Annotated in this window: 17 protein-coding genes; 10 read left to right on the top strand and 7 right to left on the bottom strand. The window is 61.3% G+C overall.

Annotated elements, in window-relative coordinates; genetic code table 11:
* Window positions 1–80 precede the first annotated feature (80 nt).
* Window positions 81–2,549, top strand: coding sequence for a UvrD-helicase domain-containing protein (locus J3P82_RS13540; protein WP_434557290.1), 2,469 nt, complete (start codon window positions 81–83; stop codon window positions 2,547–2,549).
* Window positions 2,550–2,615: 66 nt separating this feature from the next.
* On the opposite strand, the gene J3P82_RS13535 is transcribed toward J3P82_RS13540, so the two are convergent.
* Window positions 2,616–2,894 (bottom strand): DUF1652 domain-containing protein, encoded by a 279-nt coding sequence (locus J3P82_RS13535; protein WP_186610273.1) that lies wholly within the window; start codon window positions 2,892–2,894, stop codon window positions 2,616–2,618.
* Between the two features lie 192 nt (window positions 2,895–3,086).
* Window positions 3,087–4,550, bottom strand: a complete 1,464-nt coding sequence (locus tag J3P82_RS13530) for an MFS transporter (RefSeq protein WP_434563823.1) — start codon at window positions 4,548–4,550, stop codon at window positions 3,087–3,089.
* 131 nt (window positions 4,551–4,681) lie between these two features.
* Here J3P82_RS13530 and J3P82_RS13525 point away from each other — a divergent pair, with 131 nt between their 5' ends.
* A complete protein-coding gene (locus J3P82_RS13525; protein ID WP_434557289.1) occupies window positions 4,682–5,581 on the top strand; it encodes a LysR family transcriptional regulator in 900 nt (299 codons plus the stop codon).
* A 95-nt stretch (window positions 5,582–5,676) separates the two neighbouring features.
* Here J3P82_RS13525 and J3P82_RS13520 read toward each other — a convergent pair whose 3' ends face one another.
* Window positions 5,677–5,901, bottom strand: coding sequence for a YgdI/YgdR family lipoprotein (locus tag J3P82_RS13520; protein WP_434557288.1), 225 nt, complete (start codon window positions 5,899–5,901; stop codon window positions 5,677–5,679).
* 222 nt (window positions 5,902–6,123) lie between these two features.
* Between J3P82_RS13520 and J3P82_RS13515 the strand changes: the two genes are divergently transcribed.
* The 3 genes from J3P82_RS13515 (at window position 6,124) to J3P82_RS13505 (ending at window position 12,091) form a co-directional block, all read left to right on the top strand.
* Window positions 6,124–7,776, top strand: coding sequence for a VRR-NUC domain-containing protein (locus J3P82_RS13515; RefSeq protein WP_434557287.1), 1,653 nt, complete (start codon window positions 6,124–6,126; stop codon window positions 7,774–7,776).
* The gene (locus J3P82_RS13510; RefSeq protein WP_434557286.1) at window positions 7,773–10,064 is read left to right on the top strand and encodes an ATP-dependent DNA helicase; all 2,292 of its coding nucleotides are present in this window, start codon (window positions 7,773–7,775) and stop codon (window positions 10,062–10,064) included. Before J3P82_RS13515 ends, J3P82_RS13510 begins: the two co-directional genes overlap by 4 nt.
* Before the next feature lie 89 nt (window positions 10,065–10,153).
* On the top strand, window positions 10,154–12,091 hold the full coding sequence (locus J3P82_RS13505) for a PAS domain S-box protein (RefSeq protein WP_434557285.1): 1,938 nt from the start codon (window positions 10,154–10,156) through the stop codon (window positions 12,089–12,091).
* A gap of 27 nt (window positions 12,092–12,118) precedes the next feature.
* Here the strand turns inward: J3P82_RS13505 and J3P82_RS13500 are convergent, their stop codons facing one another.
* Window positions 12,119–12,349, bottom strand: coding sequence for a hypothetical protein (locus tag J3P82_RS13500; RefSeq protein WP_186632590.1), 231 nt, complete (start codon window positions 12,347–12,349; stop codon window positions 12,119–12,121).
* Window positions 12,350–12,492: 143 nt separating this feature from the next.
* Between J3P82_RS13500 and J3P82_RS13495 the strand changes: the two genes are divergently transcribed.
* Window positions 12,493–13,029, top strand: coding sequence for a hypothetical protein (locus J3P82_RS13495; RefSeq protein WP_186632587.1), 537 nt, complete (start codon window positions 12,493–12,495; stop codon window positions 13,027–13,029).
* Here J3P82_RS13495 and J3P82_RS13490 read toward each other — a convergent pair.
* Window positions 13,026–14,369, bottom strand: a complete 1,344-nt coding sequence (locus J3P82_RS13490) for a cation:proton antiporter (RefSeq protein WP_434557284.1) — start codon at window positions 14,367–14,369, stop codon at window positions 13,026–13,028. The two genes, J3P82_RS13495 and J3P82_RS13490, sit on opposite strands and share 4 nt — an antisense overlap.
* 262 nt (window positions 14,370–14,631) lie before the next feature.
* On the opposite strand from J3P82_RS13490, the gene J3P82_RS13485 reads away from it, so the two are divergent.
* Genes J3P82_RS13485 through ligD form a run of 4 tightly spaced genes read left to right on the top strand, consistent with a single transcriptional unit; the run spans window position 14,632 to window position 20,787 of the window.
* Complete coding sequence (locus J3P82_RS13485) at window positions 14,632–16,017, top strand: iron-containing redox enzyme family protein (protein ID WP_434557283.1); 1,386 nt, start codon at window positions 14,632–14,634, stop codon at window positions 16,015–16,017.
* A 9-nt stretch (window positions 16,018–16,026) separates the two neighbouring features.
* On the top strand, window positions 16,027–17,028 hold the full coding sequence (locus J3P82_RS13480; protein WP_434557282.1) for a methyltransferase: 1,002 nt from the start codon (window positions 16,027–16,029) through the stop codon (window positions 17,026–17,028).
* Window positions 17,000–18,163, top strand: a complete 1,164-nt coding sequence (locus J3P82_RS13475) for a carboxylate-amine ligase (protein ID WP_434557281.1) — start codon at window positions 17,000–17,002, stop codon at window positions 18,161–18,163. Before J3P82_RS13480 ends, J3P82_RS13475 begins: the two co-directional genes overlap by 29 nt.
* Window positions 18,160–20,787 (top strand): DNA ligase D, encoded by a 2,628-nt coding sequence (gene ligD / locus J3P82_RS13470; protein ID WP_434557280.1) that lies wholly within the window; start codon window positions 18,160–18,162, stop codon window positions 20,785–20,787. The genes J3P82_RS13475 and ligD overlap by 4 nt, the downstream gene beginning before the upstream one ends.
* A gap of 236 nt (window positions 20,788–21,023) precedes the next feature.
* Here the strand turns inward: ligD and J3P82_RS13465 are convergent, their stop codons facing one another.
* Together J3P82_RS13465 and J3P82_RS13460 are read right to left on the bottom strand one after the other, a co-directional pair.
* A complete protein-coding gene (locus J3P82_RS13465; protein WP_434557279.1) occupies window positions 21,024–25,169 on the bottom strand; it encodes a CheR family methyltransferase in 4,146 nt (1,381 codons plus the stop codon).
* Window positions 25,170–25,323: 154 nt separating this feature from the next.
* Window positions 25,324–25,935 carry a Yip1 family protein gene (locus J3P82_RS13460; RefSeq protein ID WP_186632567.1) on the bottom strand — a complete coding sequence of 204 codons (612 nt, stop codon included), beginning with the start codon at window positions 25,933–25,935 and terminating at the stop codon, window positions 25,324–25,326.
* Window positions 25,936–26,085: the final 150 nt, after the last annotated feature.

The raw sequence follows: 26,085 nt of genomic DNA, 5'->3' as shown, positions 1-26,085 counted from the left end.
GTTAAAAGCTTTTGGCTGGAATCCGCTGGCAAATCCAGACACCATAGTCGCTATGGTTCTGAAACACCGGAGTTTCCAGCGTGTCGCAACACAGCCCCGATCTTCCCCCCGAACTTTCGTCCATGGCTCAGATGCCTTGGTTAAAACGCCTGGCCGCGCGATTTTTCGGCCACGGCCTGACCCGTCTGCGCGCCCAGCATCGCGCATCCTGGCTGCACGGCCAGGCTGATGGTTTTCGCAGCGGCCATGCCGCCGGATTCGACTACGGTTTCGGCGAAGGCAAAGCCGAAGGGCTGGAGCAGGGCCGTCAGGTCCTGTTGATCCGTGACTCACGAAGTACCGAGCACCCGTCCCCCAAGGTCGATGACCTGTTATTCGACGATTGGCGCCTGCCCGTCACCGCCGAGCTGAAGAAGCGCGTCAAAACCGACGTTGCGCAACGTTTACCGGCGGATGAGCAGCCCAGCAGTGCGCAATGGAAAATGATTTTCAGCGACACACCCACGACTTCGGTCATGGCCGGCGCAGGTGCGGGCAAGTCCACGACATTGGTACTGCGGGTTGTGCTGCTCGCCCAGTACTTAGGTTTTGAGCTGGATTCGATGACCGTGGTGACGTTCACCCGGGAATCGCGCAAGGACTTCATCGAAAAGCTGATCGCGGTGTTTGCGCTATGGGGACGCACCATCAGCCTCAAGGAAGCGCGCGACCTGGTGCGCACCTTCCATTCCCGTCTCCTGCCCATGGTCCGTAGCCTGCCGGGGTTTGAGCGGCTACAGGCCTTCGAGACGCTGAGCCACCGCACCGGGGCGGATGACGACCACACCCAGGGCAATCCGTTCGATTTACGCATCAACGATGCCCAGCGCCAGCAACTCAATGCCTGCTATCACAACCTCTACCAACGCGACGAGCGTTTCCGCGAGCTGATCAAGCCGCTTTCCCTCCACGCGCTGCAACTCAAGTCGCTGGAACGTGACCACCCGGATGTGCAAAAGCGCGTGGCGGTGACTGAGCTGGCGGCCCAGCGCGATGAAGCGCTGTGCGATGCGATTGAAGACTTATGGTTTCGCGCGGGTGCCTGGCCGATCAAAGGCATTGAGTCCAAGCGCCAGGTGTTCGAGATCAACGGATCACGGTTCTTTTGTCATGGCTATAGTCAGTCGCTCGATGCATGGGTGATGTTGGGGTTCGATTCCCGGGAAAACTCCCAACTGAGCCGTCCCGGTGCCAAGCTGAGCCTGCGTGCCGAATGGGCTGTAAAGCGAACCTTGTTTCAAGCTTTTTCGCGTAAGCCTTTGATTTGGCTAGATAGCTATGAAGACTCCAGGCGCGTCATGACGTCGCTGGCGGGCAACGCCAGCTCGGGCCCCGGGTTCGATTACCGGGTCAAGGGCGAACTGAGTTCAGCACCGTTGCTGGATTGTTTCGTCTCGGCGGCAGGCTTTATCGAAAACCTCGGCCTGGACGTTCCGGATGCGGTTGGCAAAATGTGTTTCGCCCAAGACGATCCGGATCGGTATTTTTTTGAAGCCTTGAGTCGTTTCTGGCGGGCGTTTGAAGACCATTTGCTCGACCAGTCGCCGCCAGTGATGACCTACAACCGGATGTTTGCGCTGTTCAGCGAGCATTCGCCAGAAAATTTCAAGCTGCTCGACGACGCGCTACTGAGGCCGCTTTCGCATCTGATGATCGACGAGTTCCAGGACGTTTCTCCACAAATCGTCTCCTGGATACGGGCGAGTCTGGGCGAGGTGCGCAGGCGCGGGCCCGCCATGCACGTGGGGCGCGGCGCGCAACGTTCATCCTTGCTGTGCGTGGGCGATGATTGGCAGTCAATCTACGGTTGGCGCGGCAGTTCGCCGAGTTTCTTCATAGGCTTCGACAAGCAGTTCCGGTCACCGGCGACAACTCGGGTAATGCTCACTGAAAACTACCGTAGCCACCAATACATCATTGATGCGGCCGAGCACATCGTTCGCTCGGCGCAATCCATCCCCGGTAAAAAAGCCAAGGCAAGCGGCAAGCCCCGTGCACCAAGTCCGGTCACCGTGCTGGACCGGGACGATGAAGGGTTGGCGCGGCGACTCGAAGAACATTACCGCAACGGTGATTCGATCTTGATGCTTTATCGAAAAAGCTCAGATAAATTATTGATAGAAAAGAATATTAATCAAATAGTTAATGTGGATTCTAGCTTGCCGTACCCGCAGCGGCGGCTCAGGCTGATGACCTATCACAGCGCCAAAGGTCTTCAAGCCGATGCGGTGTTCCTGTTAGGGGATTGCCAGCACCTCACCCGTTCGCCCTACAAGAATCAGGTTTACCGGATGGCCGGGTTGGGCCAGGAAGGTGACGTCGAACCGTACGACACGGCGCAGAAAGAGGAGATCCTGCGCCTGGCCTACGTGGGCATCACCCGAGCGGTCCAGCATTGCTACTGGTATGTCGACTCCCAGGACGGCCAGGCGGCCAATGCCCCGAAGGCTTCGGACCGGATCGGCGCGGGCAAGCCGTTCTTCCTCGACCATCGCCGTGCCCGAGGTTGAGATCAGTGAATTGAAACCCATAAAAAAGCCCACATCAATTAGTGGGCTTTGTTTTGCCAGGACGCGTCAGGAGGCGAATCGTTGCAAGCCAACTGGCGGTACGAAGGCTTCAAGCTCGGCTTCCACCGCTTCGATGATTCGCTCGACGTCGGGGGCGTTCATTACGGTTGCGCAGGGAATGCCTGCAATCGCGATCATGGTTTCGCCGCTGGCGCGGTCGAACAACCGGGCAACCATGCTGCCTGGCGCGTCCATGCTGGCTTCGAAGCCCATAGGATGGAAATGCCAGCGCATCAATTGGCAGGCGTTGGGGAACGTCACCTTGCTGAAAGATCCTTTATTCATTTGCGGCCCGCCTTCTTCATCAAGCGCTTCCTTTTGCTCACGTCAGGAAGGAAGAGCCATCATGGCTCTACCAATGAGAATTAAAAATAGCACCTGAAAATGAACGTCACGTGGATTTTTTCAGTCCGTTTGGCGATTGGTTCAGTTTTTTTGACCTGCGTCATGACCTAACGACAAATGTCCAGCGTGCCATCATCGTTCGCCTGCGCTTTCCTGATATCCCCTCGATGGCTCTGGGACGCGGTGTTTAAACGCAATGAGCCACCCCAGGGCCGTCAATGCCAGCGCTACGCCGAAGGTGACGTGCAAGCCGTTTGCAACGTCGTCGGGGCTGGCCGTGGAGATACCGTTGGTCGGAAGCGTGGCCGCGAAAACCGCGCCGAGCACTGAGGCACCGGTTAAAAAACCCAAGTTGCGGGACAAGTTCAGCAGCCCCGAGACGACGCCGCGCCGGTTATCGGCGACTGGCGCCATCACAGCCGTGTTGTTGGCCGTCTGGAACATCGCGTAGCCAAGGGTTGTCACCACGATCGCAGCGACATAGCCGCCGATGCCAAGCGCCGGGCAGAGCAATGACAACAGCGAGGTGCCAAGGACCATTGTCGCCAACCCGGCCAGCCGCATGGAGCGCGCACCGAACCGGTCAGCCAAGCGTCCGGCGGGAACCCCGGAAAGGGCGGCGAGGCACGGTCCCGCTGCCAATACCAGCCCGACGATGGTCGAAGGCAGACCGAGCGTGATAGACAGATAGAACGGCCCGACGAGCAAGGTCGCCATCATCACCGTTGCGACCAGCGCATTCGTCGCCAGGCCCGACACCAGCAAACGGTCGCCAAGCATCGCCAAGGGGATCAGTGGCGACGCGAGCCGACGCTGCACCCGGACGAATAGCCCACCGCTGAGGATGGCTGCCAGTAGCAGCCCGGCATTCAACCCGCCAAAGCTCCCGTGCCCAAGGGTCATCGCCAAGGCATAGGCGCCCAGCGTCGTGGCCAGGAGCAATGTGCCCAGGCTATCGAAGCGCACTTGCCCGGCATTTGTCGCCCTGGGGCCGGCCGGCAGCGATTGCCAAGCCAGCAGCAGCGTCAGCAGCCCGAGTGGCACGTTGATCAGGAACACCGCATGCCAACCGAACCCGCTGGTCAACAGGCCACCTACCGACGGGCCCAGGGCGGTGCCCACCGCCGACAGCGTGGCCAGCAGTCCCATCGCGGCGCCGGTCTTGGACTTTGGGATCGTTTCGCCGACCAGCGCCATCGTCAGGGTCATCATGATGGCCGCCCCTAGACCTTGCAGCGCCCGGGCGGCAATCAGCAACCACAACGAGGACGCCAAGCCACACAGGGCTGACGCTAGCGTAAATAACGCAATACCCATCAATAGAAGCGTGCGGCGGCCCATCAGGTCTCCCAGGCGTCCCATGCTGACGATCAACGTGGTGATCGCCAGCAGATAAGCCAGCACCACCCATTGCACCTGCGCGAAGGATGCCTCGAATGCCTGGGCCAGCACTGGCAAGGCCACGGTGGCTACGCTGGCGCCCAAGGAGGCGAGCAGCGTGGAAAGTGCAAGGCTGGCCAGGGCCCAGCGTACAGAAACGCCCTGATGTCGAAATGCGCCCGATGGCAAGCGTTGCTCTGTATCGGCTGGCTTCATCATGTTCCCTCTGTTTGCTGCTCTCGCATTGGAGCTGTCGGAACAGTACGCCGAGGCATAACATGGCGGAAGACGCACCAGTTGCATGCTATAGCTGCGTCAAACGCCATCTATCAGAACCGGGGCCGACCATGTCCACACCTGACCTCAACCTGCTCGTTACCCTTGAGGCCTTGCTGTCCGAAGGCAGCGTGGCCGGTGCGGCCCGACGACTGCGATTGAGCCCCTCGGCCATGAGCCGAGCGCTGGCGCGTCTACGCCAGGCCACCGGTGATCCTTTATTGGTACGGGCGGGGCGTGGGCTGGTTCCGACGCCACGGGCGCAGGAGTTGCGCGAACAGGTGGGTCAACTGCTACAGGACGTCCAGGCGGCGCTGCGCCCGGTGCAGGCCCCGGATCTGCGACGAATCAACCGCACCTTCACGCTGCGCACCCGCCAAGGGTTCGTGGAAAACTTCGCGGTCGAGCTGCTTGCCCACATTGGCGGCCAAGCACCTGGAATAAGGCTGCGTTTTGTCGACAAGGCGGACCGCGACAGCACGGCGCTACGCGAAGGCAGCGTGGATCTGGAGACCGCCGTGGTGGGTGAGGACACCCGCCCGGAGTTGCGCACGCAAGCGCTGTTCAGCGATCGCCTGATGGGTGTGGTGCGGGCGGGGCATCCCTTGAGTCGGGGCGAGGTGAACGTTGCCGACTATGCGGCGGGCCAGCACATCGGCGTTTCCATGCGTGGCCTCGAGCATGGCCTGATCGACCAGGCCCTGGGCTCGATGGATTTGACCCGCGAAATCATTACCACCGTACCGGGCTTCTCCACTGCGCTGGGCCTCGCCCGTTCAAGCGACCTGATCGCCAGCGTGCCGGAACGCTACACCGCCCGTTTGCGCACCGACATGCACAGTTTCGCGCTGCCGTTCGCGGTGCCTGAATTTACCGTCGCCATGCTTTGGCACCCAAGGATGGATGCCGATCCTGTGCACCGCTGGCTAAGGAGCTGTCTGCGGGAGGTGTGTTCGGGGACTGGAAGTTGAAGCGTTGGCCAAGGTGAACGACCTGATGCTGACAGGCTCGGGCCGGTTTGCTGGAACACAAGAGGCCAGCCCTCACGGAGAGGGCTCGATTACAATCAATCTTCCTTGCGTATCGTTGCCACCTCATCAGCGCGCACCCGCACTTTTCTGCCCGAAATGTCTTCGAACTCGTAGAAGCCGTCGGCGGTACGGGTATTGGGGGTGTCCTCGGTCAAATACTGCGTACCGTTCTGCAAGGTCACTACGGTCGGTGTCGAACAGCCGGCCAGCGCCAGGAACGTCACGGCGACCAAGGGCAGCCCGAGAAACCTGATGTTCATAGTCCATAACCTCTAGTCAAAAAGACGCGAGCCCGGCTGATTCGACCGGGCCATCACTGAGTTAACCGCCATTGGTCTCGCTTGCCGTAGGAAAGTTCATCGCCGATCGAAGGATTTCACCTTTAAATATAGGAGACCGCTCATCTTTTGCAGTTGCTTGGGCCGCGAGTAGCTGATATCTGTACGCATAACCAGTACTTCCTGCATGCGTGGCGCTTTTCCGTGACAGCCAACCCCCTCGACGATCCCTTTTACTATCTGAACAACTTCCAGCGAGTACTCGCATGGCTGACGCAACGTTACGCCGATGTGCTCGGCAGCGAAGAATTGCGCTTCATCGAGGATTTCTCGGCATTGCCGCGCTCGTCCCAGGGGTTGTTGGTACGGTTGGTGATGCGCAAGGGGCTGCACTTTCGCCGCAACAAACTGCACTACGGCGAAATCGGCGAAATCGACCTCGCCGTGGCGCCGTTGTTGGCGCTGGGCTGGGTCGAGGAGCACGCCAGTCTTACCCTGGTCGAGCTGTTTGACGTGTTGCTCAAGCAGGAAGTCCTCCTCTGCCTGGGTCATTTGATCGAGCACCCCAAGGCGAAAAAGACCCAATGGCTGCAGGCCTTGAGCGATCATTGCAGCCAACCCCAGCCGTTTCGCGATTGGTGCCCTCAGCTCGAGGATCGACTGTTCAGCGTCACGGTCATGGCGCTGTGCGACCGCTTGCGACTGATGTTTTTCGGTAATCTTTACCAGGACTGGTCGGAGTTCGTGTTGGCGGACTTGGGCATCTTCACTTATGAAGCGGTCGAGTTCAGCGTCGAATCCCGGGGATTGCGCAGCCGACAGGACATCAATGCGTGTTTTTTCCTGCATCAATGCCAGCAAGCTTTCGAGGCTGGCGAGCCGCTCGAATCGATCCTCACCCAAGTCGACAGCCTGGTTCTGGACAACCCTTGGCTGGAGCGGCGCCGAGGCAAATTGTTGTTCCAGATCGGCCAGCACGGCGAGCGCACCGGCGATTTTGCCTTGGCCCTGCGCATTTATCGCGATTGCACGTACCCCGGCGCCCGGCTGCGGATGATCCGGGTACTGGAGCGGATCGGCGAATATGCCTTGGCCCTTGAGCTGGGCGAAGCAGCGGCCCAGTCGCCGCAAAGTGCCGCCGAACATCAGGCCTTGCTGAGGATTGTGCCTCGACTGCGGCGCAAACTGGGTGGGCCACCGGTGCCACGGGCGATGGCTCGGGCGGTGGAGCGGCTGGACCTGCATTTGCCCCGCGTCGACCCGGCGCTGTCGGTGGAGTATTGCGTCCAGGCGCATCTGCATGATGAGGCCGCGCCGGTACATTACGTCGAGAACAGTCTGGTTAACTCGCTGTTCGGCCTGTTGTGCTGGCCGGCGATCTTCGCGCCGCTGCCGGGCGCCTTTTTCCACCCGTTCCAACGCGGCCCGGTGGACCTGCTCCATGAAGATTTCCATGACCGCCGCGCCGAGCTGTTCGCGGCATGTTTCGCCGAGTTGGAGGACGGTCGCTATCGGCACACCATCCGCCGCCGCTACGCGCAAAAGTCGGGCGTGCAATCGCCTTTCGTATTCTGGGGCGCGCTGTCCGAGGAGTTGCTGGACCAAGCGCTCGACTGCTTGCCGGCTGAACACCTCAGGCACTGGTTCAACCGCCTGCTGTTGGATATCAAGGCCAACCGTGCCGGAATGCCCGACCTGATCCAGTTCTGGCCGCAGCACAAGACCTACCGCATGATCGAAGTCAAAGGCCCGGGTGATCGCCTGCAGGACAACCAATTGCGCTGGCTGGACTTCTGCCATGAGCACCAGATGCCTGTCGCGGTCTGTTATGTGCAATGGGCGGAGCAGGGCGCATGACCGAGGCGCCGAGCTACTGCATCGCGGTCCGGGCGTTGTGTGAATTCACTGCCAAGGTCGGCGATCTGGACCTGCGTTTCACCCCGTCGCCCACGGCGCTGGAAGGCATTGTCGGCCACCGGACCGTGGCATCGCGGCGCAGTGAGGGCTATCAGGCCGAAGTGAGCCTGGAGGGCGTCTATCACGCGCTGAAGGTCAAGGGTAGGGCGGACGGCTACGATCCGGTCCGCAACTGCCTTGAAGAGGTGAAGACGTATCGGGGCGACCTGGGCAAACAACCCGACAACCATCGCCAGTTGCATTGGGCCCAGGCGAAGATCTACGGCTGGCTGATGTGCCAGAAGCTGCAATTGCCGCGCATCGACGTGGCCTTGGTGTATTTCGACATTGTCAGTGAAAAGGAGACTTGCCTGGCGCAAAGCTTCGATGCGCCGCAACTCCAGGCGTTTTTCGAGCAGCAATGCGCACTATTCCTGGCTTGGGCCGAACAGGAGATGCGCCATCGCCTGGCACGTAACCTGGGGGCCCAGGCCCTGGCATTTCCCCACGCCGGTTTCAGGCCCGGCCAACGGCACCTGGCTGAGTCGGTGTTCAAAGCGGTAAGCACCGGTCGTTGCCTGATGGCCCAGGCGCCCACGGGGATCGGCAAGACCGTGGGCACCTTGTTCCCCATGCTCAAGGCTCTCGCGCCGCAGCGCCTGGACAAGGTGTTTTTTCTCACGGCGAAAACCCCGGGGCGCAAGCTGGCGCTGGACGCGGCTCGGCTGATCACCCAACGCGACTCCACGATGCCGCTGCGGGTATTGGAAATAATCGCTCGGGACAAGGCCTGCGAACACCCGGACAAAGCCTGCCATGGCGAATCGTGCCCCCTGGCCCGCGGGTTTTACGATCGGCTGCCGCAGGCCCGGGAGGCGGCAAGCCAGGTCACGCTGCTCGATCAGGCTGCGTTGCGTGACATCGCGCTGGCCCATGAGGTTTGTCCGTATTATTTGAGCCAGGAAATGGCCCGATGGGCGGATGTGGTGGTGGCCGACTACAACTATTACTTCGACTTCAGCGCCTTGCTCTTCGGCCTCGCCCAGGCCAATGCCTGGACGGTCGCGACCCTGGTGGACGAAGCGCACAACCTGGTCGAGCGCGGCCGGCAGATGTACAGCGCGACCCTTGATCAGTCCGCACTCGCGGCGGTGCTGAAAACCGCGCCCGCTCCGTTGAAGAAGGCGCTGCAGAAGGTCAATCGGCAGTGGAGCGCCTTGCATGAACCACAAGTCGCCGCTTACCAGGCCTATGGCAAACCCCCGGACAAGTTGCTCCAGGCGCTGGGGTCCTGCGTCACGGCCATCGGTGACTACCTGAACGATCATCCCCAGGGACTCGACAGCGGGCTGCAAGCGTTCTATTTCGACGCCCTGCAATTCGGTCGCGTGGCGGAGTCGTTCGACGAGCATTTCCTGTTCGACATCCACAAGCGCGAGTCCGGTCGCCAGCGCAGCCTCTCTACGTTGTGCCTGCGCAACGTCGTCCCGGCCGGGTTCCTGCGGCCCAGGTTCACGGCGTCGCGCAGCAGCGTGCTGTTTTCCGCGACCCTGAGTCCTCGCCCGTATTACGCGGACCTGCTGGGAACACCGGCCGACACTGTATGGATCGACGTCGAGTCGCCGTTCCAGGCGCAACAGCTGGATGTCCAGGTGATCAGCCGGATTTCTACCCGGTTTGCCCATCGCCAGGCATCCCTGGAGCCTATCGTCGCGCTGATGGCGCGCCAGTTCGAAGGACGTCCTGGCAACTACCTCGCGTTCTTCAGCAGTTTCGATTATTTGCAGCAAGTGGCCGAACTGTTCGCCGAGCGGCACCCGCACATTGTCACCTGGACGCAATCGCGCGGCATGGGCGAGGCGCCTCGCCAGGCGTTCCTCGAACGATTCATGGAGCACAGCCAGGGCGTCGGCTTCGCGGTGCTGGGCGGTGCGTTCGGGGAGGGGATCGACCTGCCGGGTTCGCGACTGATCGGCGCCTTCATTGCCACCTTGGGCTTGGCGCAGTTCAACCCGGTCAACGAGCAGATCAAGCAACGCATGGCGGTCATTTTTGGCGATGGCTACGATTACACCTATTTGTACCCCGGCCTGCAAAAGGTCGTGCAAGCGGCGGGTCGCGTCATCCGCACCCAGCAGGATCAAGGCGTCGTCATGCTCATCGACGACCGGTTTGGCGAGGCCAAGGTGCAGCGGCTGCTACCGCAATGGTGGTCGGTCAGGCCGGAACAGGTCCAATCCCCCCACTAGCAACGCCCATAACCCCACATAAATCAGGTTTTTCCTCCGGCGACACTTGTTTCATACTCCACGAAATCCCCAAGGATTCCTCGGCCAACATGCTTGAGAACAACCCAAAGACCAGCCCCGTCATCAATGAAGACCAGCGCTTTCGATTGCTCATCGACGCCGTGGTCGACTATGCCATCTACATGACTGATCCGTCGGGCATCATCACCAGTTGGAACTCCGGCGCCCGACGTTTCAAGGGCTATGAAGAATCCGAAATCCTCGGTGAGCATTTTTCCCGTTTCTATACCGACCAGGACCGTGCCGCCGGCCTGCCGCAGCGGGCGCTGGATACGGCCGTGAGCGAGGGGCGCTTCGAAGGCGAGGGCTGGCGGGTGCGCAAGGACGGCACGCTGTTCTGGTCCCATGTGGTCATTGATCCGATCATCGACAGCCAGAGCGGAGAACTGCTCGGCTTCGCCAAGATCACCCGCGACCTGACCGATCGCAAGATGGCCGAAGAAACCCTCAAGCAAAGCGAGCAGCAGTTTCGTCTGTTGGTGCAGAGCGTCACCGACTACGCCATTTACATGCTCGGTCCGGATGGCCAGGTGACCAACTGGAACCAGGGCGCGCAGCGGATCAAGGGGTACTTGCCGGCGCAAGCCATCGGCCAGCATTTTTCGATGTTCTATACACCCGAAGACCGCGAAGCCGGTGAGCCACAGCGCGCCCTGAGCATCGCTGCCAGTGAGGGCCGTTTTGAAAAGAAGGGTTGGCGCGTGCGCAGGGATGGCACGCGATTCATGGCGCATGTGGTCATCGATGCGATTCGCAGCGATACCGGGACGTTGTTGGGCTTTGCCAAGATCACCCGCGACATCACCGATGCCACGCAGGCTCAGCAAGCCCTTGAACAGGCCCGTGAAGCACTGTTCCAGTCACAGAAATTGCAAGCCATCGGCCAGCTTACCGGCGGCATCGCCCATGATTTCAACAACCTGTTGACGGTGATCCTCGGCAACCTGGAAATCGTGCGCAAGCGCATGCCCAGCGATCCGAAGCTCAGCCAGCTGTTGGATAACGCGACCCAGGGCGCACTTCGCGGCGTGTCGCTGACCCAGCGGATGCTCGCGTTTGCCCGTCGGCAGAAGCTCACTTCCGAATCGGTGGAGCTGGCGGCGTTGGTGCAGGGCATCAGCGGTCTGCTGCAAAGCTCCATGGGCCCTTCGATTCACATCCAGACCCAGTTCGCCGAGGCGTTGGCGCCGGTGTGGGCCGATGTCAATCAACTCGAACTGGCGATCCTCAACCTGGCGACCAACGCCCGGGACGCCATGCCACAAGGCGGCAGGATACTCATCCAGGCGCAGGAACGGTTGGCGACCGAGGTCACGGGACTGGACAAGTCCTTGGCCCCCGGGCGGTACATTTGCCTGGCGATCACGGACGAGGGCGAGGGCATGGACGAGGTGACGCTGGCCTCGGCGGTGGATCCGTTTTTCACCACCAAGGGCGTGGGCAAGGGCACCGGCCTGGGTCTGTCCATGGTGCACGGCCTCGCCGAGCAGTTGGGCGGCAGGCTGATACTCAGGAGCGAAAAAAGTATCGGCGCCACCGCCGAGCTTTGGCTGCCGGTGGCAGATGATTCGGTAGCGGAGACGCCGCCTGTGACGCAGATGCTGGCGCCACCGGTCCAGGAGCTGCGCGTGCTGGTGGTGGACGATGACAGCCTGGTGCTGACCAGCACCCGCCTGATGATCGAAGACCTGGGACATCGGGTTCACTGCGCACCATCGGGCGCCCAGGCGCTGGAGTTGTATGAGCGCAACCAGGGCATCGATCTGGTGATCACCGACATGGCCATGCCACAAATGGATGGCGCGCAGCTGGCAAAGTTGCTGCGTATGCGCCAGCCGAACCTGCCGATCATCCTCGCGACCGGTTATGCCGAACGCCTGGAAGGCTTCGCCATTGAGCTGCCGCGGCTGACCAAGCCGTTCAAGCAGATCGACCTGGTGCAGATCATTGGGCAGACGATGAAATAAATCCCCTCGCCACAGGAAAGGTATTGCTCACTGTGTATTTTTCTTGAACCCCCGCAGATTCATCGCACACAGGCAGAACTGCAAGACGATCAGTGCGTAAGCGCTGGTATGCAGGCCCCACACCACCCACAAAATATTGCTGACGATAAAACAGCTGAATCCCGCCACCCGCCGGCGCGGCTGGCGTGAGCCGATCAGCCATGCGGCCAGCACCGTTACCCCCATCGCGGGCCATTGGACCCATCCCAGATAATCCACGCAGTTTTCCTCTTGCCCTCGTTGCCTTTAAAGACCCCAACGGCGCCATAGCGTTTCCTTGGACCTTTGGTCCATCCGCTTGAACTTGCCTCGCGACGCTCCCTTCTAATGGCGCTCTATCACGCCGAGGGACAACTTGCGCAATGCCCAGAATCCTTACCCGCCAGACCCCGGAAGAAGAACTCACCGAGCACAACGCCAAGCTGTTCGGCTCGCCCAAGGAACGGCTGGACTTTTACCGTCGGGAAATCCAATACGAAACCAGCATCCTGGCTAATCGAACCGATGCCTACCTGACCGCCCAGTCGTTTTTGGTGATCGCCTTCGCCTCCTGCATGGCCAACCTGAATCCGGAGTGGGGCAAGCTGTTTACGCTGATCGTGCCGCCATTCCTCGCGCTGCTGGGTTTCCTGAGTTCGCTCAATGCCTGGCCGGGCATCCGCGCCGCCTACGAGATCATCGATCATTGGCATTTCAAGCAAAGTGAATTGCTGCGCAGTGAACCGCTGATGGGCCTGGCCTACGATGAATCGCCGCTGTTCAGCGAGCGCGAGTCGACCCATAAGGGTTATCGCAAGTCGCTGCTGTTCTCGTTGCGCACGCCGTGGATCTTTGCGGCGTTCTGGGTGCTGCTGGGGGTCTACTCAGTGTTCATCCAAGTCACCGATCCGGGCGGCTAATCGTCGGGCTTCGCTTTATGGCGCTCGTACCAGGCCAGCGCGGGCTGGGTGCTTAACCCGTGCACCAGGATGCTCAGCGCTACCACCGACAACGTGAGGTTGATGCACAGCGCTGCCACGTCCGGCGGCAAATCATGATTCAGGGCATAGAACAGGTAAAACAGGCTGCCGATGCCACGGATGCCGAACCAGCCGATCAATAGCCGTTGCGGTCCTTTCAACAACCGCCCCCAAGGCATTGCCAGCACGCTCAAGGGGCGTATCACCACAAACAGCAGTCCGCCGACGATCAAGGCGCGCCAATCCCAGTGGCTGGCGAGCACGACCCCCAGGAGCGTTACCAGGAAGACCTCCATGGACCGCTCCACCAAACTGCCGAACGCCAGCATGTCGCTCATCATCACACCGGCCGCCACCTGGCCGTCGTCCAGCCCCTGCGCGTCGCCCAGCACCGCCTGCTCGGGATTGACCGTTTCGTGTCCGACCACCGCTTGCACCAGGTGCTCGGCCGGTGGCGCGTCTTCATCGCCGGAGTCGACCTCGGCCTGACGCAGCCCCAGGCCAGCGGCGAAAACGGAAAGAAAGCCATAGCCCTGGACGGCTTCCGCCGCGACGTAGGCGAGGGCAATCAAGGCCAGGGCCAGGTAGTCATTGGGCGATAAGGTGCTGTCGGCGTTCTTGATGCGCATCGACAAGGTGAGTCGACCGATGCCGCGCCCCAGCCAATAGCCAATCAGCAGGCCCGCCGGCACGGCCCATAAGACGTCGCCCAAAGCCCATTCACCGAGGAAACCGCCGTCGGGTTCGCGCAGCATCAACAAGCCAAGGATGACAAAAGGAAATGCGGTGCCGTCGTTCAGTCCGGCCTCCCCGGACAGGCCGAAACGCACGCGGTCATTGTCGCGGGCATCGTTCACCTGTACCAGGGCCGCCAGCACCGGGTCGGTGGGCGCCAGTATTGCGCCGATCAATAGCGAGAGACCCCAGCCCAGGCCAAACAGATAATGCAGGACCAGGCACAAGCCGGCGATGGTCAGGATCATCACCGGACCGGCGAGACCATAGGCAACGCGCCAGCTGCGGTCCTTCAGCGGCAGGCGAAGCTTGAGACCGCTGACAAACAGCGAGAACACCACGGCGACTTCGGTCAGGTGCTCCATCCATACCGAGGAATCGTCGACTTCGAGTCTCAGCAACCCGAGCCCCGCTGGCCCGATGGCGACGCCCAGGGCCAGGCACACCGCCGAGGTGGTCACCGGCATCCAGCGAAGGTAGGACGATGTCAGGGCCAGGGTCAGCAACACCGCTCCGAGCACGGCCACCCACACGGTAAAGATCATGGTTGCTCCTTGGATAGCGCCTGCGTTGGGTGGCGATGACCACGGGTCCCTGTAGCTCGCCACATAGGCTACCTCGCTACATGGACGGGTTGTTGCTGCCTAAGGTTTGAGAGCCGGAGCGAAGCGAGGGTTCAACCGTATTGCACGCGGTTCCGTTTATCCGGCGGCCTATCGATCCTGGGGAATTTTTTCCCCCGCGCAAGGCTCTGCAAAGGAAGAGACGTACTGATCCAGCGTCCTGCCGAGAACCCAAGAGGCCCTTATGACTGCGCTGACACCCCTTCAATCCCGGCCTGCCACCGCGCAGCCATTTTCCACGGCCGGTAACGTGCGCCAATCGTACGAGCGGCTGCTGCAAGGCCCCGACGATGCAGACAAGCAAGCGGTTGCCCAAGCGTTCCTGCAACCCTGCCTTGAACAAGCCAGCGCACTTCCGCAGGAAATGCCTGACGATCCGGCGGCATTGCTGGCCTGGGTCGAGCAACACAGCGCCGACGTGGCCCGGCAATATGCCGATTACCTGGAACGGCGAAAAAACGGCGGGCGTCGGGAGTTCTTCACCAGCAAGGCCCACGCCTTGTATTTCCTCCAGGCCGTGGCGCCGACCAAACTGGTGGACGGCGCCTGGTTGTACGGCGTGCTCAAGCACTGGCATGACCACCGTTTCGAAGGGTTGCTGTGCACCTACCTGGAAGAGCTTGGCGACGGCGTCCCGGCACAGAACCATGTGGTGCTCTACCGCAAATTGCTCGCCGAACACGGCCTGCCGGACATGCCCGATATCGATGACGATCGCTACCTGCAAGGCGCCGTGCAACTGGCCCTCGGCTATGCTGGCGACGAGTATCTGCCCGAAGTCATCGGCTATAACCTGGGCTACGAACAGCTGCCACTGCACTTGTTGATCAGCGCCTACGAGCTGAGCGAACTCGACATTGACCCGTATTATTTCACCCTGCACGTGACCATCGATAACGCCAGCACCGGCCACGCCCACAAAGCCGTGCAGTCGCTGATGCAGTTGATGCCGATGGAGGCGGACCGCGAATCGTTCTGGCGCCGGGTCACCCGGGGCTACCGCCTCAACGATCTGGGGCAGGGCAGTCGGGCGGTCATCGAGTCGTTTGACCTGGAGCGCGAGCTGCTCGACATGCTCGAGCGCAAGCGCCCGTTCGGCCAGCACATGCATTCCGACTACTGCAAATTCGAAGGCAAGACCGTCAATCAATGGCTGGCGGAACCCGGGCAACTGCAGGGCTTCTTGAATGCCATGCAGGGCAAAGGCTGGATCCGGCGTCACGAAGACCCGCAAAACAGTCGGTTCTGGACCCTCATCGAAGGCGCCGGGGCCGCGATGTTCGGGGTGTTCAGCCCCTATGAGAAACAACTGCTGCACGATTGGATCGCCGGCGACTGGCTGGACGAGCGCGGTCGACCCGGAGCCCGTCGCAGTCATGGCGCGGCCCATGAGCCACCGACGCCAGCGCAGGACCCGGATGTGCAGAACTTGCAGCAAACGCTGCGGGGCAAGGCGCCCGACGAGCAGATGCAGATCCTGATGCCCTGGCTTTCGGCCCGCTGCCACAGCCATCCGGCCGGGTTGCTGGCGACCCGCCGCTTCATCGAACTCAAATCCGCCCTTCGTTAGGAGCCTTGCATGAATCAGGAAGATCGCCTGTCCGAACCTGACCTGGCGCTGTTGCAACTGGGTCGCCGACTGCACGCCGACGGCTACCGTTTTATCACTCCGACACCGTTGACCCACGAACGGGTCAACCAACGGCCCGGTAACGAGCGCTCGAAGACCCTGCGGGACGTGTTCGGTTGGTCGCGGCCGTTTGCACCGGGGCTGATCTCCGCCGACGAACAGCGCCAGTTACAGGACGCCCAAGTACTCGAAGCGCGCGATGGCCTGCTTTACAGCCGCGTGCGCTGGTCAAGCCTGGACGGCATGCTGTTCGCCCATTCGCCGTTTCCCACACAGGCCACCGACGCGGTTTTTTTTGGCCCGGACAGCTACCGTTTTGCCCAACTGATCCACACTCATCTGCAACAGAACTTCAGCGCGGTGCATCGGGCCGTGGACATCGGTTGCGGTGCCGGCGTCGGAGCGCTGGTGATTGCCCGTGCCCGGCGCGAGGCTCAGGTGTTGGCCGTGGACATCAATCCAATGGCCTTGCGCCTCTGCGCGGTCAACGCGGCGCTGGCTGAGGTCGCCAACGTCGAGATTGGCCACAGTGACGTGCTGCAAGACGTGGAAGGCAGCTTCGACCTGATCGTCGCCAATCCGCCTTACATGGCCGACCCGTCCGAGCGCGCCTACCGCCATGGCGGCGGCGCGCTGGGCGCCGGGTTGTCGCTGCGCATCGTCGAGCAGGCGTTGCCCCGGCTGACGCCTGGCGGTTCGCTGGTGCTCTATACCGGTGTGGCGATGGTCGATGGCCGCGATCCGTTCCTCGAAGCCTTGGGCGCCTGGCGCGACTCGGCCGAGTTCGGCTGGACCTACAGGGAATTGGACCCGGACGTCTTCGGCGAGGAGCTGCTGACCCGGGGTTATCAGGACGTGGAAAGGATCGCCGTGGTGGCGTTGGTCGTCACCCGCACGGGTGCGGGTATTGGAGGGAATATTGATGAACAGGCGTCTGAAGTTCGGCATTGAAGAAGAATATTTCATCACCGACCTGCAAACCCGGCGCATGCCCGACCAGCCGCCCGCGGCGGCGGTTGCGGCATGCCGGGAGGAGCTGGGCGAACATTTTGCCCACGAGATGTTCCTGAGCCAGGTGGAGATGGCTTCGCCGATCTTCCAGAGCCTGGCCGAGGCGGCCGATTACCTGGCCCAGGTGCGTAGCGGCCTGACGCGACGCCTCGCACCCCATGGCCTGGGATTATTGAGCGCCGGCTCACATCCGATGACCACCGTTGGCTTGCAGCCCACCGACGAGTTGCATTTCCAGCAACTGTTCGACGATTACCAGCGAGTGGCGCGACGCAGTGTGTTGTCGGGCCTGCACGTGCACGTAGAGGTGCCGACCGGCCAAGACCGGGTCCGCATCATGAACGAAGTGCTGCCCTGGCTGCCGATGCTGTTGGCGTTGAGCGCGTCTTCACCGTTCTGGAACGGCGCCCACAGCGGGTTCAGCAGTTATCGCCAAGTGGCCTGCGATGAATGGCCGCGAATGGGTATACCGGAGTTTTTCGAGGACGAGCCGGCATTCAACGGCTACGTCGAAATGCTCACGCGCACCGGTTCCATTCGCCAGCCCAGTGACTGCTGGTGGGTGCTCAGGCCTTCGTCGCGGTATCCGACGCTTGAGCTGCGTATCTGCGATGCCTGTCCGCGAATCGACGATGTCCTGTGTCTCGTATCGCTGTTTCGCCTGATGGTGGCCCATGCCGTTGCTCAGCCAAAACCGGGGGCCGACTACAGCCTGATGTCCCACTGGATCCTCAAGGAAAACCGCTACCGGGCCAAGCGCCACGGCATCCTCGCGGAGTTCATCGTTGAAGGGCAGGATCAACCCATGCTCATCGGCGAATGGCTGAACCTGGCCGAACAGACCTTTGCCGACACCGCGACAGCGCTAGGCGTGCAGGACGTTTTCAAGCAAGCCCGCCGGATCATCCAGGAAGGCACCAGTGCCGATCGCCAGGTTGTGCTCTATGAACAAGGCTTGCTGCTGGGGGACTCGATTGAACAGGCCCTGAGCCGGGTCGTTGATCAGCTGCTGTCGGAAACCGCGGGCATGCCCGTGGCCGATCCCACCCTTGCGCAAGTTGCGGGTGGCCCATGACCAGCAAAACCCTTGATGATTACAACCGCATGCGCGATTTCGCCGCCACCCCGGAGCCGGCGGCGAAGCGCTCGCGCAAGTCGGCGAAAACCGCCCACTCCCTGCAGTACTGCATCCAGAAGCACGACGCCACGCGGCTGCATTACGACTTCCGCCTGGAACTGGACGGCGCGCTCAAGAGCTGGGCGGTGCCCAAGGGCCCGTCCCTGGACCCGAAGGTCAAGCGCCTGGCCGTGCACGTCGAAGACCATCCGCTCGATTACGCGACCTTCGAGGGCAGCATTCCGGAGGGACACTACGGCGCCGGTGAGGTCATCGTCTGGGACCGTGGCGTGTGGATCCCACAGGGCGATGTGCACGAATCCTACGAAAAGGGCCGGCTCAAGTTCGAACTGCGCGGGGAAAAACTCGCCGGCCTGTGGAACCTGGTGCGCACTCACATGCCGGGCAAGCAGGAGCAATGGTTCCTGATCAAGCACCAGGACGACGCAGCTCGTCCGGAAAGCGAGTACAACGTGGTCGAGGCCGAGCCGGACAGCGTGCTCAGCGACCGCACCATCGTGCCCAAGCGCCGGGGCAAGGCTGCCGCGGCCAACGCTGTGAAGCAGCCGGAAAAAACCGCCAAGGCCAAGCCGTCGAAAAAGAACGCCAAGACCACCCTCAGCGGCGCGGTGGCCGGCCCGATCCCCGAAACCCTCAAGCCGGAACTGGCGACCTTGGTGGAAAGCGCGCCCGATGGCGACTGGCTCTACGAGATCAAGTTCGACGGCTACCGGGTCATGGCGCGTATCGACAACGGCGATGTCCGCTTGATCACGCGCAACGGCCACGACTGGACCCACAAACTGCCGAAACAGGCCGAGGCCCTGGCCGGGCTGGGACTGGAATCAGCCTGGCTCGACGGTGAAATGGTCGTCGCCAATGAGCAAGGCGTGCCGGACTTCCAGGCCCTGCAAAACGCCTTCGACGCCGGCAGCAGTGGCAAGATCGCTTATTACCTGTTCGACTTGCCGTACCTCAATGGCATGGATTTGCGCAAAGTCCCGGTGCAAGAGCGCCGGGCCGCGCTGGCCGCCGTGCTTGAGCCCAACGAAGATCCGCTGCTGCGCTTCTCCGATGCCTTCGAGGAAACTCCCGAGGCGCTGCTCAACAGCGCCTGCCAGATGCAGATGGAAGGGTTGATCGGCAAGCGTCAGGGCAGTGCGTATGTGTCGCGCCGCAGCAACGACTGGATCAAGCTCAAGTGCAAGAATCGCCAGGAGTTCGTGGTGGTCGGTTTCAGCGACCCAAAGGGCGCTCGCAGCGCATTCGGTGCTCTGTTGCTGGGCCTGCACGACGTCGATAGCGGTGAGCTGCGCTACGCCGGCAAGGTCGGCACCGGCTTCAACGAAACCACGCTAAAAAGCATCTACCAGCAGTTATTGCCCCTGGAGACGAAAAAAGCCGCCGTGGTCAACCCGCCGACCGGCTACGACGCCAAGGGCGTGCACTGGCTTAAGCCCGAGCTGCTGGCCGAAGTGGCGTTTGCCGAGATGACCAAGGAGGGTTCGGTGCGCCATGCGGTGTTCCACGGTTTGCGCAACGACAAGCCGGCGAAGGCGATTACCCAGGAACTGCCGAAACCGGTCGAAAAAACCGCGAAGAAAAAAACCGCAGCCAAGGACGAACCGGAACCGGCATCCGCCAAGCCCAAGGCAAAAGCCAAGGCCAAGACCACCCAGGCGCCGGCCTTGGAGGGCAAGGTCCGCATCACCCACCCAAAGCGGGTTATCGATGCGAGCAGTGGCACGACAAAAATGCAACTGGCCGAATATTACGCCAGCGTCGCCGACTTCATCCTGCCGGAACTGGCCGACCGTCCGGTGGCGTTGGTACGGGCACCGGACGGCATCGCCGGCGAGCTGTTTTTCCAGAAGAACCCCGAGCGGTTGGGCATTCCCGGCATCACCAGCCTGGACAAGGACCTGACCGGGCAACCGGTGATGATCATCAATAACGCCGAAGCACTGATTGGCGCGGTACAGATGAGCACCGTGGAATTGCACACCTGGAACGCAACGTCCGTCGATCTGGACAAGCCTGATCGCTTTGTCCTCGACCTCGACCCGGACCCGGCATTGCCCTGGAAAAGCATGGTGGAAGCCACACAGCTGACCTTGTCGGTGCTCGATGAGCTGGGCTTGAAGGCGTTTCTCAAGACCAGCGGCGGCAAGGGCATCCACGTGGTGGTGCCTCTCACGCGTAAACTTGGCTGGGACGAGGTCAAGGGCTTCAGTCACGCCATCGTCAGCCACATGGCCAAGCTGTTGCCTGATCGCTTCTCGGCGGTGTCAGGGCCGAAAAACCGGATAGGGCGGATCTTCATCGATTACCTGCGCAACGGCCTCGGTGCCACCACCATCTGCGCTTACGCGGCTCGGACCCGCGAAGGGTTGCCGGTGTCGGTGCCGATTTACCGCGAAGAAATCGCCGAACTCAAGGGCGCCAACTTGTGGAACGTGCACAACGTCCACGAGCGTCTGGCAGAGGTCGGGCATGAGCCGTGGGCGGATCTGAAGAAAACCCGCCAGGGCATCACCGCCGAGATGCGCCGGCGGATCGGCATGAAAAAAACCGCTAAATAACAGCGTCTCCGGAAATTCTATTGTGGCGAGGGGATTTAATCCCCGTTGGGCTGCGCAGCGGCCCCCAAACCAGACAACTCGGTGTGCCAGTAAGGTTGAGGTCGTTGCTTTTGGGGCTGCTACGCAGCCCAGCGGGGATAAATCCCCTCGCCACAAGAGCCGTTTCCAGCCCCAGAAAGCGCCTCGCGCCAAAGAAATTGAACTGTAGCCAGAGGCGGCCCATCTCCAGCGACCCTCTAATAAACCTGCGAACGCCGCAATTGCTCAATCGCGTCGATCAGCTCGTCATAGGACACCGGCTTGCCGATGTGCTGGTCGAAGCCCGATTGCTTGGATTTTTTCAGATCGATGGACGCGCCGTAGCCGGTCAGGGCAATGGCGGGGATATGTTTGACGTGGGGCAACTGCCGTAACGCCTCCATCAATTCATGGCCGTTCATCACTGGCATGCCCAAGTCCGAAATAACAACGTCGAAACGGGCGTCCCTGGCTGCTTTCAAGGCTTCCTGCGGCTGGTCGAAAGCGAGGACGTGGGCGTCTTCCATCTCCAACAGGAGCTTGAGGGTATCGAGCACCTCGGGTGAGTCATCCACCAGCAGCACCGTCATGCCGCTCAAGCGTCCGGATTGGTCATCGCAGGCTTGCGGTTCGGGGACCATCACGGCGTTGCTCAACGGCAGGCGAATGGTGAACGTGCAGCCTTTGCCCAGCCCTTCGGATTTGACTTCGACACTGCCACCATGGGCTTCGGTCAACTGCCGTACCAGGGACAGGCCGATACCGAGCCCTTCGCGTTGATGCGTGGCGTGCTGGGTCTCGGCCTGGCCAAACAGGTCGAACACTTCGCTCAGATGCTCCGCCGCAATGCCCACGCCCGAGTCCTTCACATCCAGGCGTCCCATGTGGCCGTCGTGGCTGGCGACGAGTTGCACGCGACCACCGCTGGGGGTGAATTTCAGCGCGTTGTTCACCAGGTTCCAGATGATCTGCTCCAACCGGGTCGGGTCGGCGTTGATGATCAGCTCGGTGCCGGGGCCTTCGGGTAATTCCAGGGTGACCTTGTTCGGGTGGTTGTCGTTGATCACTACGGTGTAGATGTCTTGCAGCACGCGGGCAAGGTTGACTGCCTGGCGCTTGAGCTTGAGCTTGCCGGTGCGCACCCGCGCCACGTCCAGCAGGTCGTCGATGATCCGCGCCTGGCTGGTGACCGCGTCGCAGATGGTGTTGACCGCCTTGGCCGCCGCGCTGACGGTCTTGGTCACCGGCAGGCGCCGGAGCAATTCGGCGTTGAGCTGGATCAGGTTCAGCGGATGCTTGAGCTCGTGGGACATCACCGCGAAAAATTCATCTTTCAGGTGGCTGGTGTTCTGGGTTTCCATCAGCCGCTGGGTCTGTTCTTCGTGCATTCGCTTATGGCCGGTGAGGTCACGGGCGATTTTCACGTAGCCCTGCAAGTGGTCGCCTTGAAGCAGCGTGACTTCGCCGCTGCAATAAAAACGGCTGCCGTCCTTGCGTTGGTGCCAGCGCTCATCTTCGCAGCGGCCGTTGACGCGGGCGGTGCTCAGTTCGGTTTCCGGAGCGCCAAGCGCACGGTCATCAGGGGTGAAGAGAAAATCGTAATAGGCCCCTTCGGCTTCAGCCTTGGTGTGGCCGAAGATCAACTCGGCCCCGGTGTTCCAACTGGTGATCACACCATGCTCATCCAGGAGGATGATGGCGTAGTCGCGGGTGCTTTCGGCCACCAGTCGCATGCGTTCCTCCCCCAGGCGCAGCTCTTCCTCGGCTGCCCGGCGCTTGGTGATGTCGATGAAGGTCAGCACGGTGCCGTCGATATGGTCCTCGCTGGAGCGGTACGGCAACAGTCGAGCGATGTACCAGCGGCTGTCGTTGCTGCTGACCTCGCGCTCGATCATGTTCAGCGACTCGAATACTTGGGTGGCGTCTTCGGCCATGCCGGGGTAGTCCAGGCGATGGGTGATGTCCAGCAGCGAGCGGCCGGTGTCCACCGGCAGCATGCTGAAAATCTCCGTGGCCCTCGGTGTAAACCATTTGATACGCATGCTGCGGTCGACGAACACCGTGGCGATGTCCGTGGAGGCGATCAGGTTGGTGAGGTAATCGTTGATCTTGTCGGTTTCTTCGACCTTGGTCTTGAGCTCGTAGTTGACCGTTAGCAGTTCTTCATTGATCGACTGCAGCTCTTCCTTGCTGGTTTCCAGCTCTTCGGTGGCCGAGCGCAATTCCTCGTTGATGGCCTGCATTTCCTCGTTGGAGGCCTTCAGTTCCTCGCTGGAGACCTCGGCCTGCTCGATCGTGTCCTGCAGGTGCACTTTGGTCCGCTGCAGCTCGCGTTCAAGGTTGGATAGAACCTGGTTTTCGGTCTGGTTGGAGATGGCTTCAGCCTGCTGGCTGGGGTCGACTTCTTCTTCCTCGAACACAACCAATACGAATTCGCCGTCGGACTGGTCATCGCGATAGGGCTGCACCAGCAAATCCACCAGGAAGCGCCGTCCGTCTCTCTCCAGATTGACCTGCCGGGACTTGACCGGCTGGCCGTTCTGTTGGACCTGGAACAGCGCGGTGCGGATCTCCAGGCGCAGCTGGGGGGTGATCAATGTCAGCAGGTTGCGCGACAGCTCGCCGCCCACATGACGCAGGAAACGACCGGCGCTTTCGGTCATGTGCAGAATGTCGGCGCTGACATCGACAATTATGCTGGGAGGCGCAGCCTGCTCGATGGCGCGCAGATGTATGTCGGCGAATGACACCTTGCGCGTCACCGGAGCCAGCGGCGCGGCCTTGGACACCGTGCTGCGCACGTATCCACCACGGGGCATGGTCGGCGTGCGGCGGCTGCTGGTGGTGCCGTACTTGGCGCGGAAAATCCGGTTGCGCTTGTCCACGGGGCTGAACAGTTCGTGGCAGGCATCGGCCGATTCCGAGGAGCCAAGAAACAGGAACCCACCCGGTCGCAAGGCGAAGTGGAACATCTGCAGGATTTCGCGTTGCACCTCGCGGTCGAGATAGATCAGCAGGTTCCGGCAGACGATCAGGTCGATCTGGGAGAAGGGCGGGTCCGACAGGAGGCTGTGCTTGGCGAACAGCACGCGCTCGCGGATTTCCTTGCGCACCCGATAAGACGCGCCGTCCTTCATGAAGTACTGGCGCAAGCGCGTCGGCGGCACGTCGGTAATGATCGCCTCCGGGTAGGCACCGTTGCGCCCGACGGCAATGGCGCGCTCGTCAATATCGGTGGCGAAGATCTGCAGTTTGGCCGAGCTGTTCTCGTGTTGTAGCTGATCGCTGATCAGCATCGCCAGCGTATAGGCTTCTTCGCCGGTGGAGCAGCCGGCCGACCAGACGCGTATTTCCTCGGGCGGCACGCTGGCGGGCTCGACGGGTTGGAGAAGCTGGGGCAAGACATCCCGCTCCAGAGCCTCGAATGCGTCGCGGTCGCGGAAAAAATTGGTCACGCCTATCAGCAAGTCGCCCAGCAGTGCCTTGGTTTCTTCCGGATGACTCTGCAAGTACCCGTAATAGGCGCTGAGGTCCGGCTGGGCCGTGACCTGCATGCGTCGTTCTATGCGGCGTAGCACGGTGGCCCGCTTGTAGTGTTTGAAGTCATGCCCGGTGCCGGACCGCAGCTGCACCAGGATGTCATGCAACAACTGCTCGGCGACCGCGGCCTCATGGTCCGACGCGGGAGGCTGGGTATGGATTTCCGGGTCGTTGGCGGTCGGCAGGCGGATCGCCTGGGAGTTGCGCCAGATCTCCAGGAGTTTTTGCGGCATCTCCGCAACGGGCAGCACCAGGTCGACCATCTGAGTATCGATAGCCGCTTGCGGCATGCCATCGAATTCCGCGTCTTCCGGGGATTGCGCGAGGGTCACGCCACCTTGTTCCTTGATCCGCGACAACCCCACCGCGCCGTCCGAGCCGGTACCCGACAGTACCAGGCAGAACGACCGCTCCTTGTGCACATCGGCCAGGTCACGAAAGAACAGATCGATGGCAACGTGTCCGCCCTGGCGTGGTTCGGCCGGGGAAACCTTCAAGTAACCGTCATTCATCAACAGCTGATGGGCCGGGGAAATCACGTAGACGTGATTTTTCTCGATAGGCACCGTCTCGGTGACTTGCAGCACGGTCATCTTGGTTGATTCCTGGATGATTTTGTCCGCGATGCTTTGATGATCCGGCGCCAGGTGCAAGACGACGACAAAAGCCATGCCATTGTCCTTGGGCATGTGTTCGAAAAACTGCTTGATGGCCTGCAAACCGCCTGCGGAGGCGCCGATTCCTACTACGGGGAAGTCCAATTCGCTGGGGCTCAGCTCTCGTCGTTGTGGCACGTTGGGAGACCGTTTGCTAGGAGATGACATATAAGTTTGGCCTTAAAGGGCGGCGGGGCGGTCCGGCACTGCCGACTCGATTTCATTGATACAAAAACTCGCAGGATAGTCGGGTTGCGCGAAGATTGCGAAAACAGACGCCTGCAAAGCCGCCCCTTCAGGCATTGTGCGCCTTCAAGGCGGATCAGCCTACCGGCACGCGAAGGTACTCCGGCTGCAAGTAGTTGAACCACAGCAGGATCATTTCCACCATGATCGTCACCAGCACCAGCAGGCCGACGCCCCAGACGCTGGCCGAGTACAAAAGGCCTTGTTCCTTCTTCAGGTTCATGAATTTCGGCAGCCCGACGAACAGCAGGAACGTCGAATAGGCCGATGCCGCCAGCAGCACCGCCACGGCCAGCCAACGGCTGGGATAGAGCCCGCAGATCCCAGCGAGGAAATACGGTGTAGCGGTGTAGGCCGCAAATCCGATGCATTGGTTGATCGAGGGGCGGGCTTCGAACGTGCGCGACATCCAGCGGATGAACAGCCCCATCAACGTGACGCCAATGACGATGGTCAGGTACAGCAGCGCGCACAACTGCAATGCGCTGGCGCGACTCAGCCTCACCGTTTCGTTCTCGGCCAGGCTCCAACCGGTCCAGGTGGTGCCGATGAACAGGCACACCGCCGGAATCAGTGCGAGCAACAGCAGATGGGCCAGGTAGTGGTGTGGATGAGCCTGTTCCTGCTCGCGAATGTCCACCCAAGCGAACTCGGGATGGGTGAACAGTTTGACGAAAAGTACAGACATGACGACCTCCTGATCAGGGACAGCCTCTGCGTGAGGCTCATACCGTTATGAGGTACAGGATTGGGCAGGGGTTTCATTTATTTGCCCGGTCGGGGAGACGGCGCGATAAAGGGAATGATTCAAAACGGCAGGGGTCAACCCAACAGCATC

Source organism: Pseudomonas sp. Z4-20 (assembly GCF_051131955.1).
Taxonomy (GTDB): domain Bacteria; phylum Pseudomonadota; class Gammaproteobacteria; order Pseudomonadales; family Pseudomonadaceae; genus Aquipseudomonas; species Aquipseudomonas marvdashtae.
The sequence above is the reverse complement of the archived record's forward strand: the minus strand, read 5'-3'. Positions and strand labels throughout refer to the sequence as shown.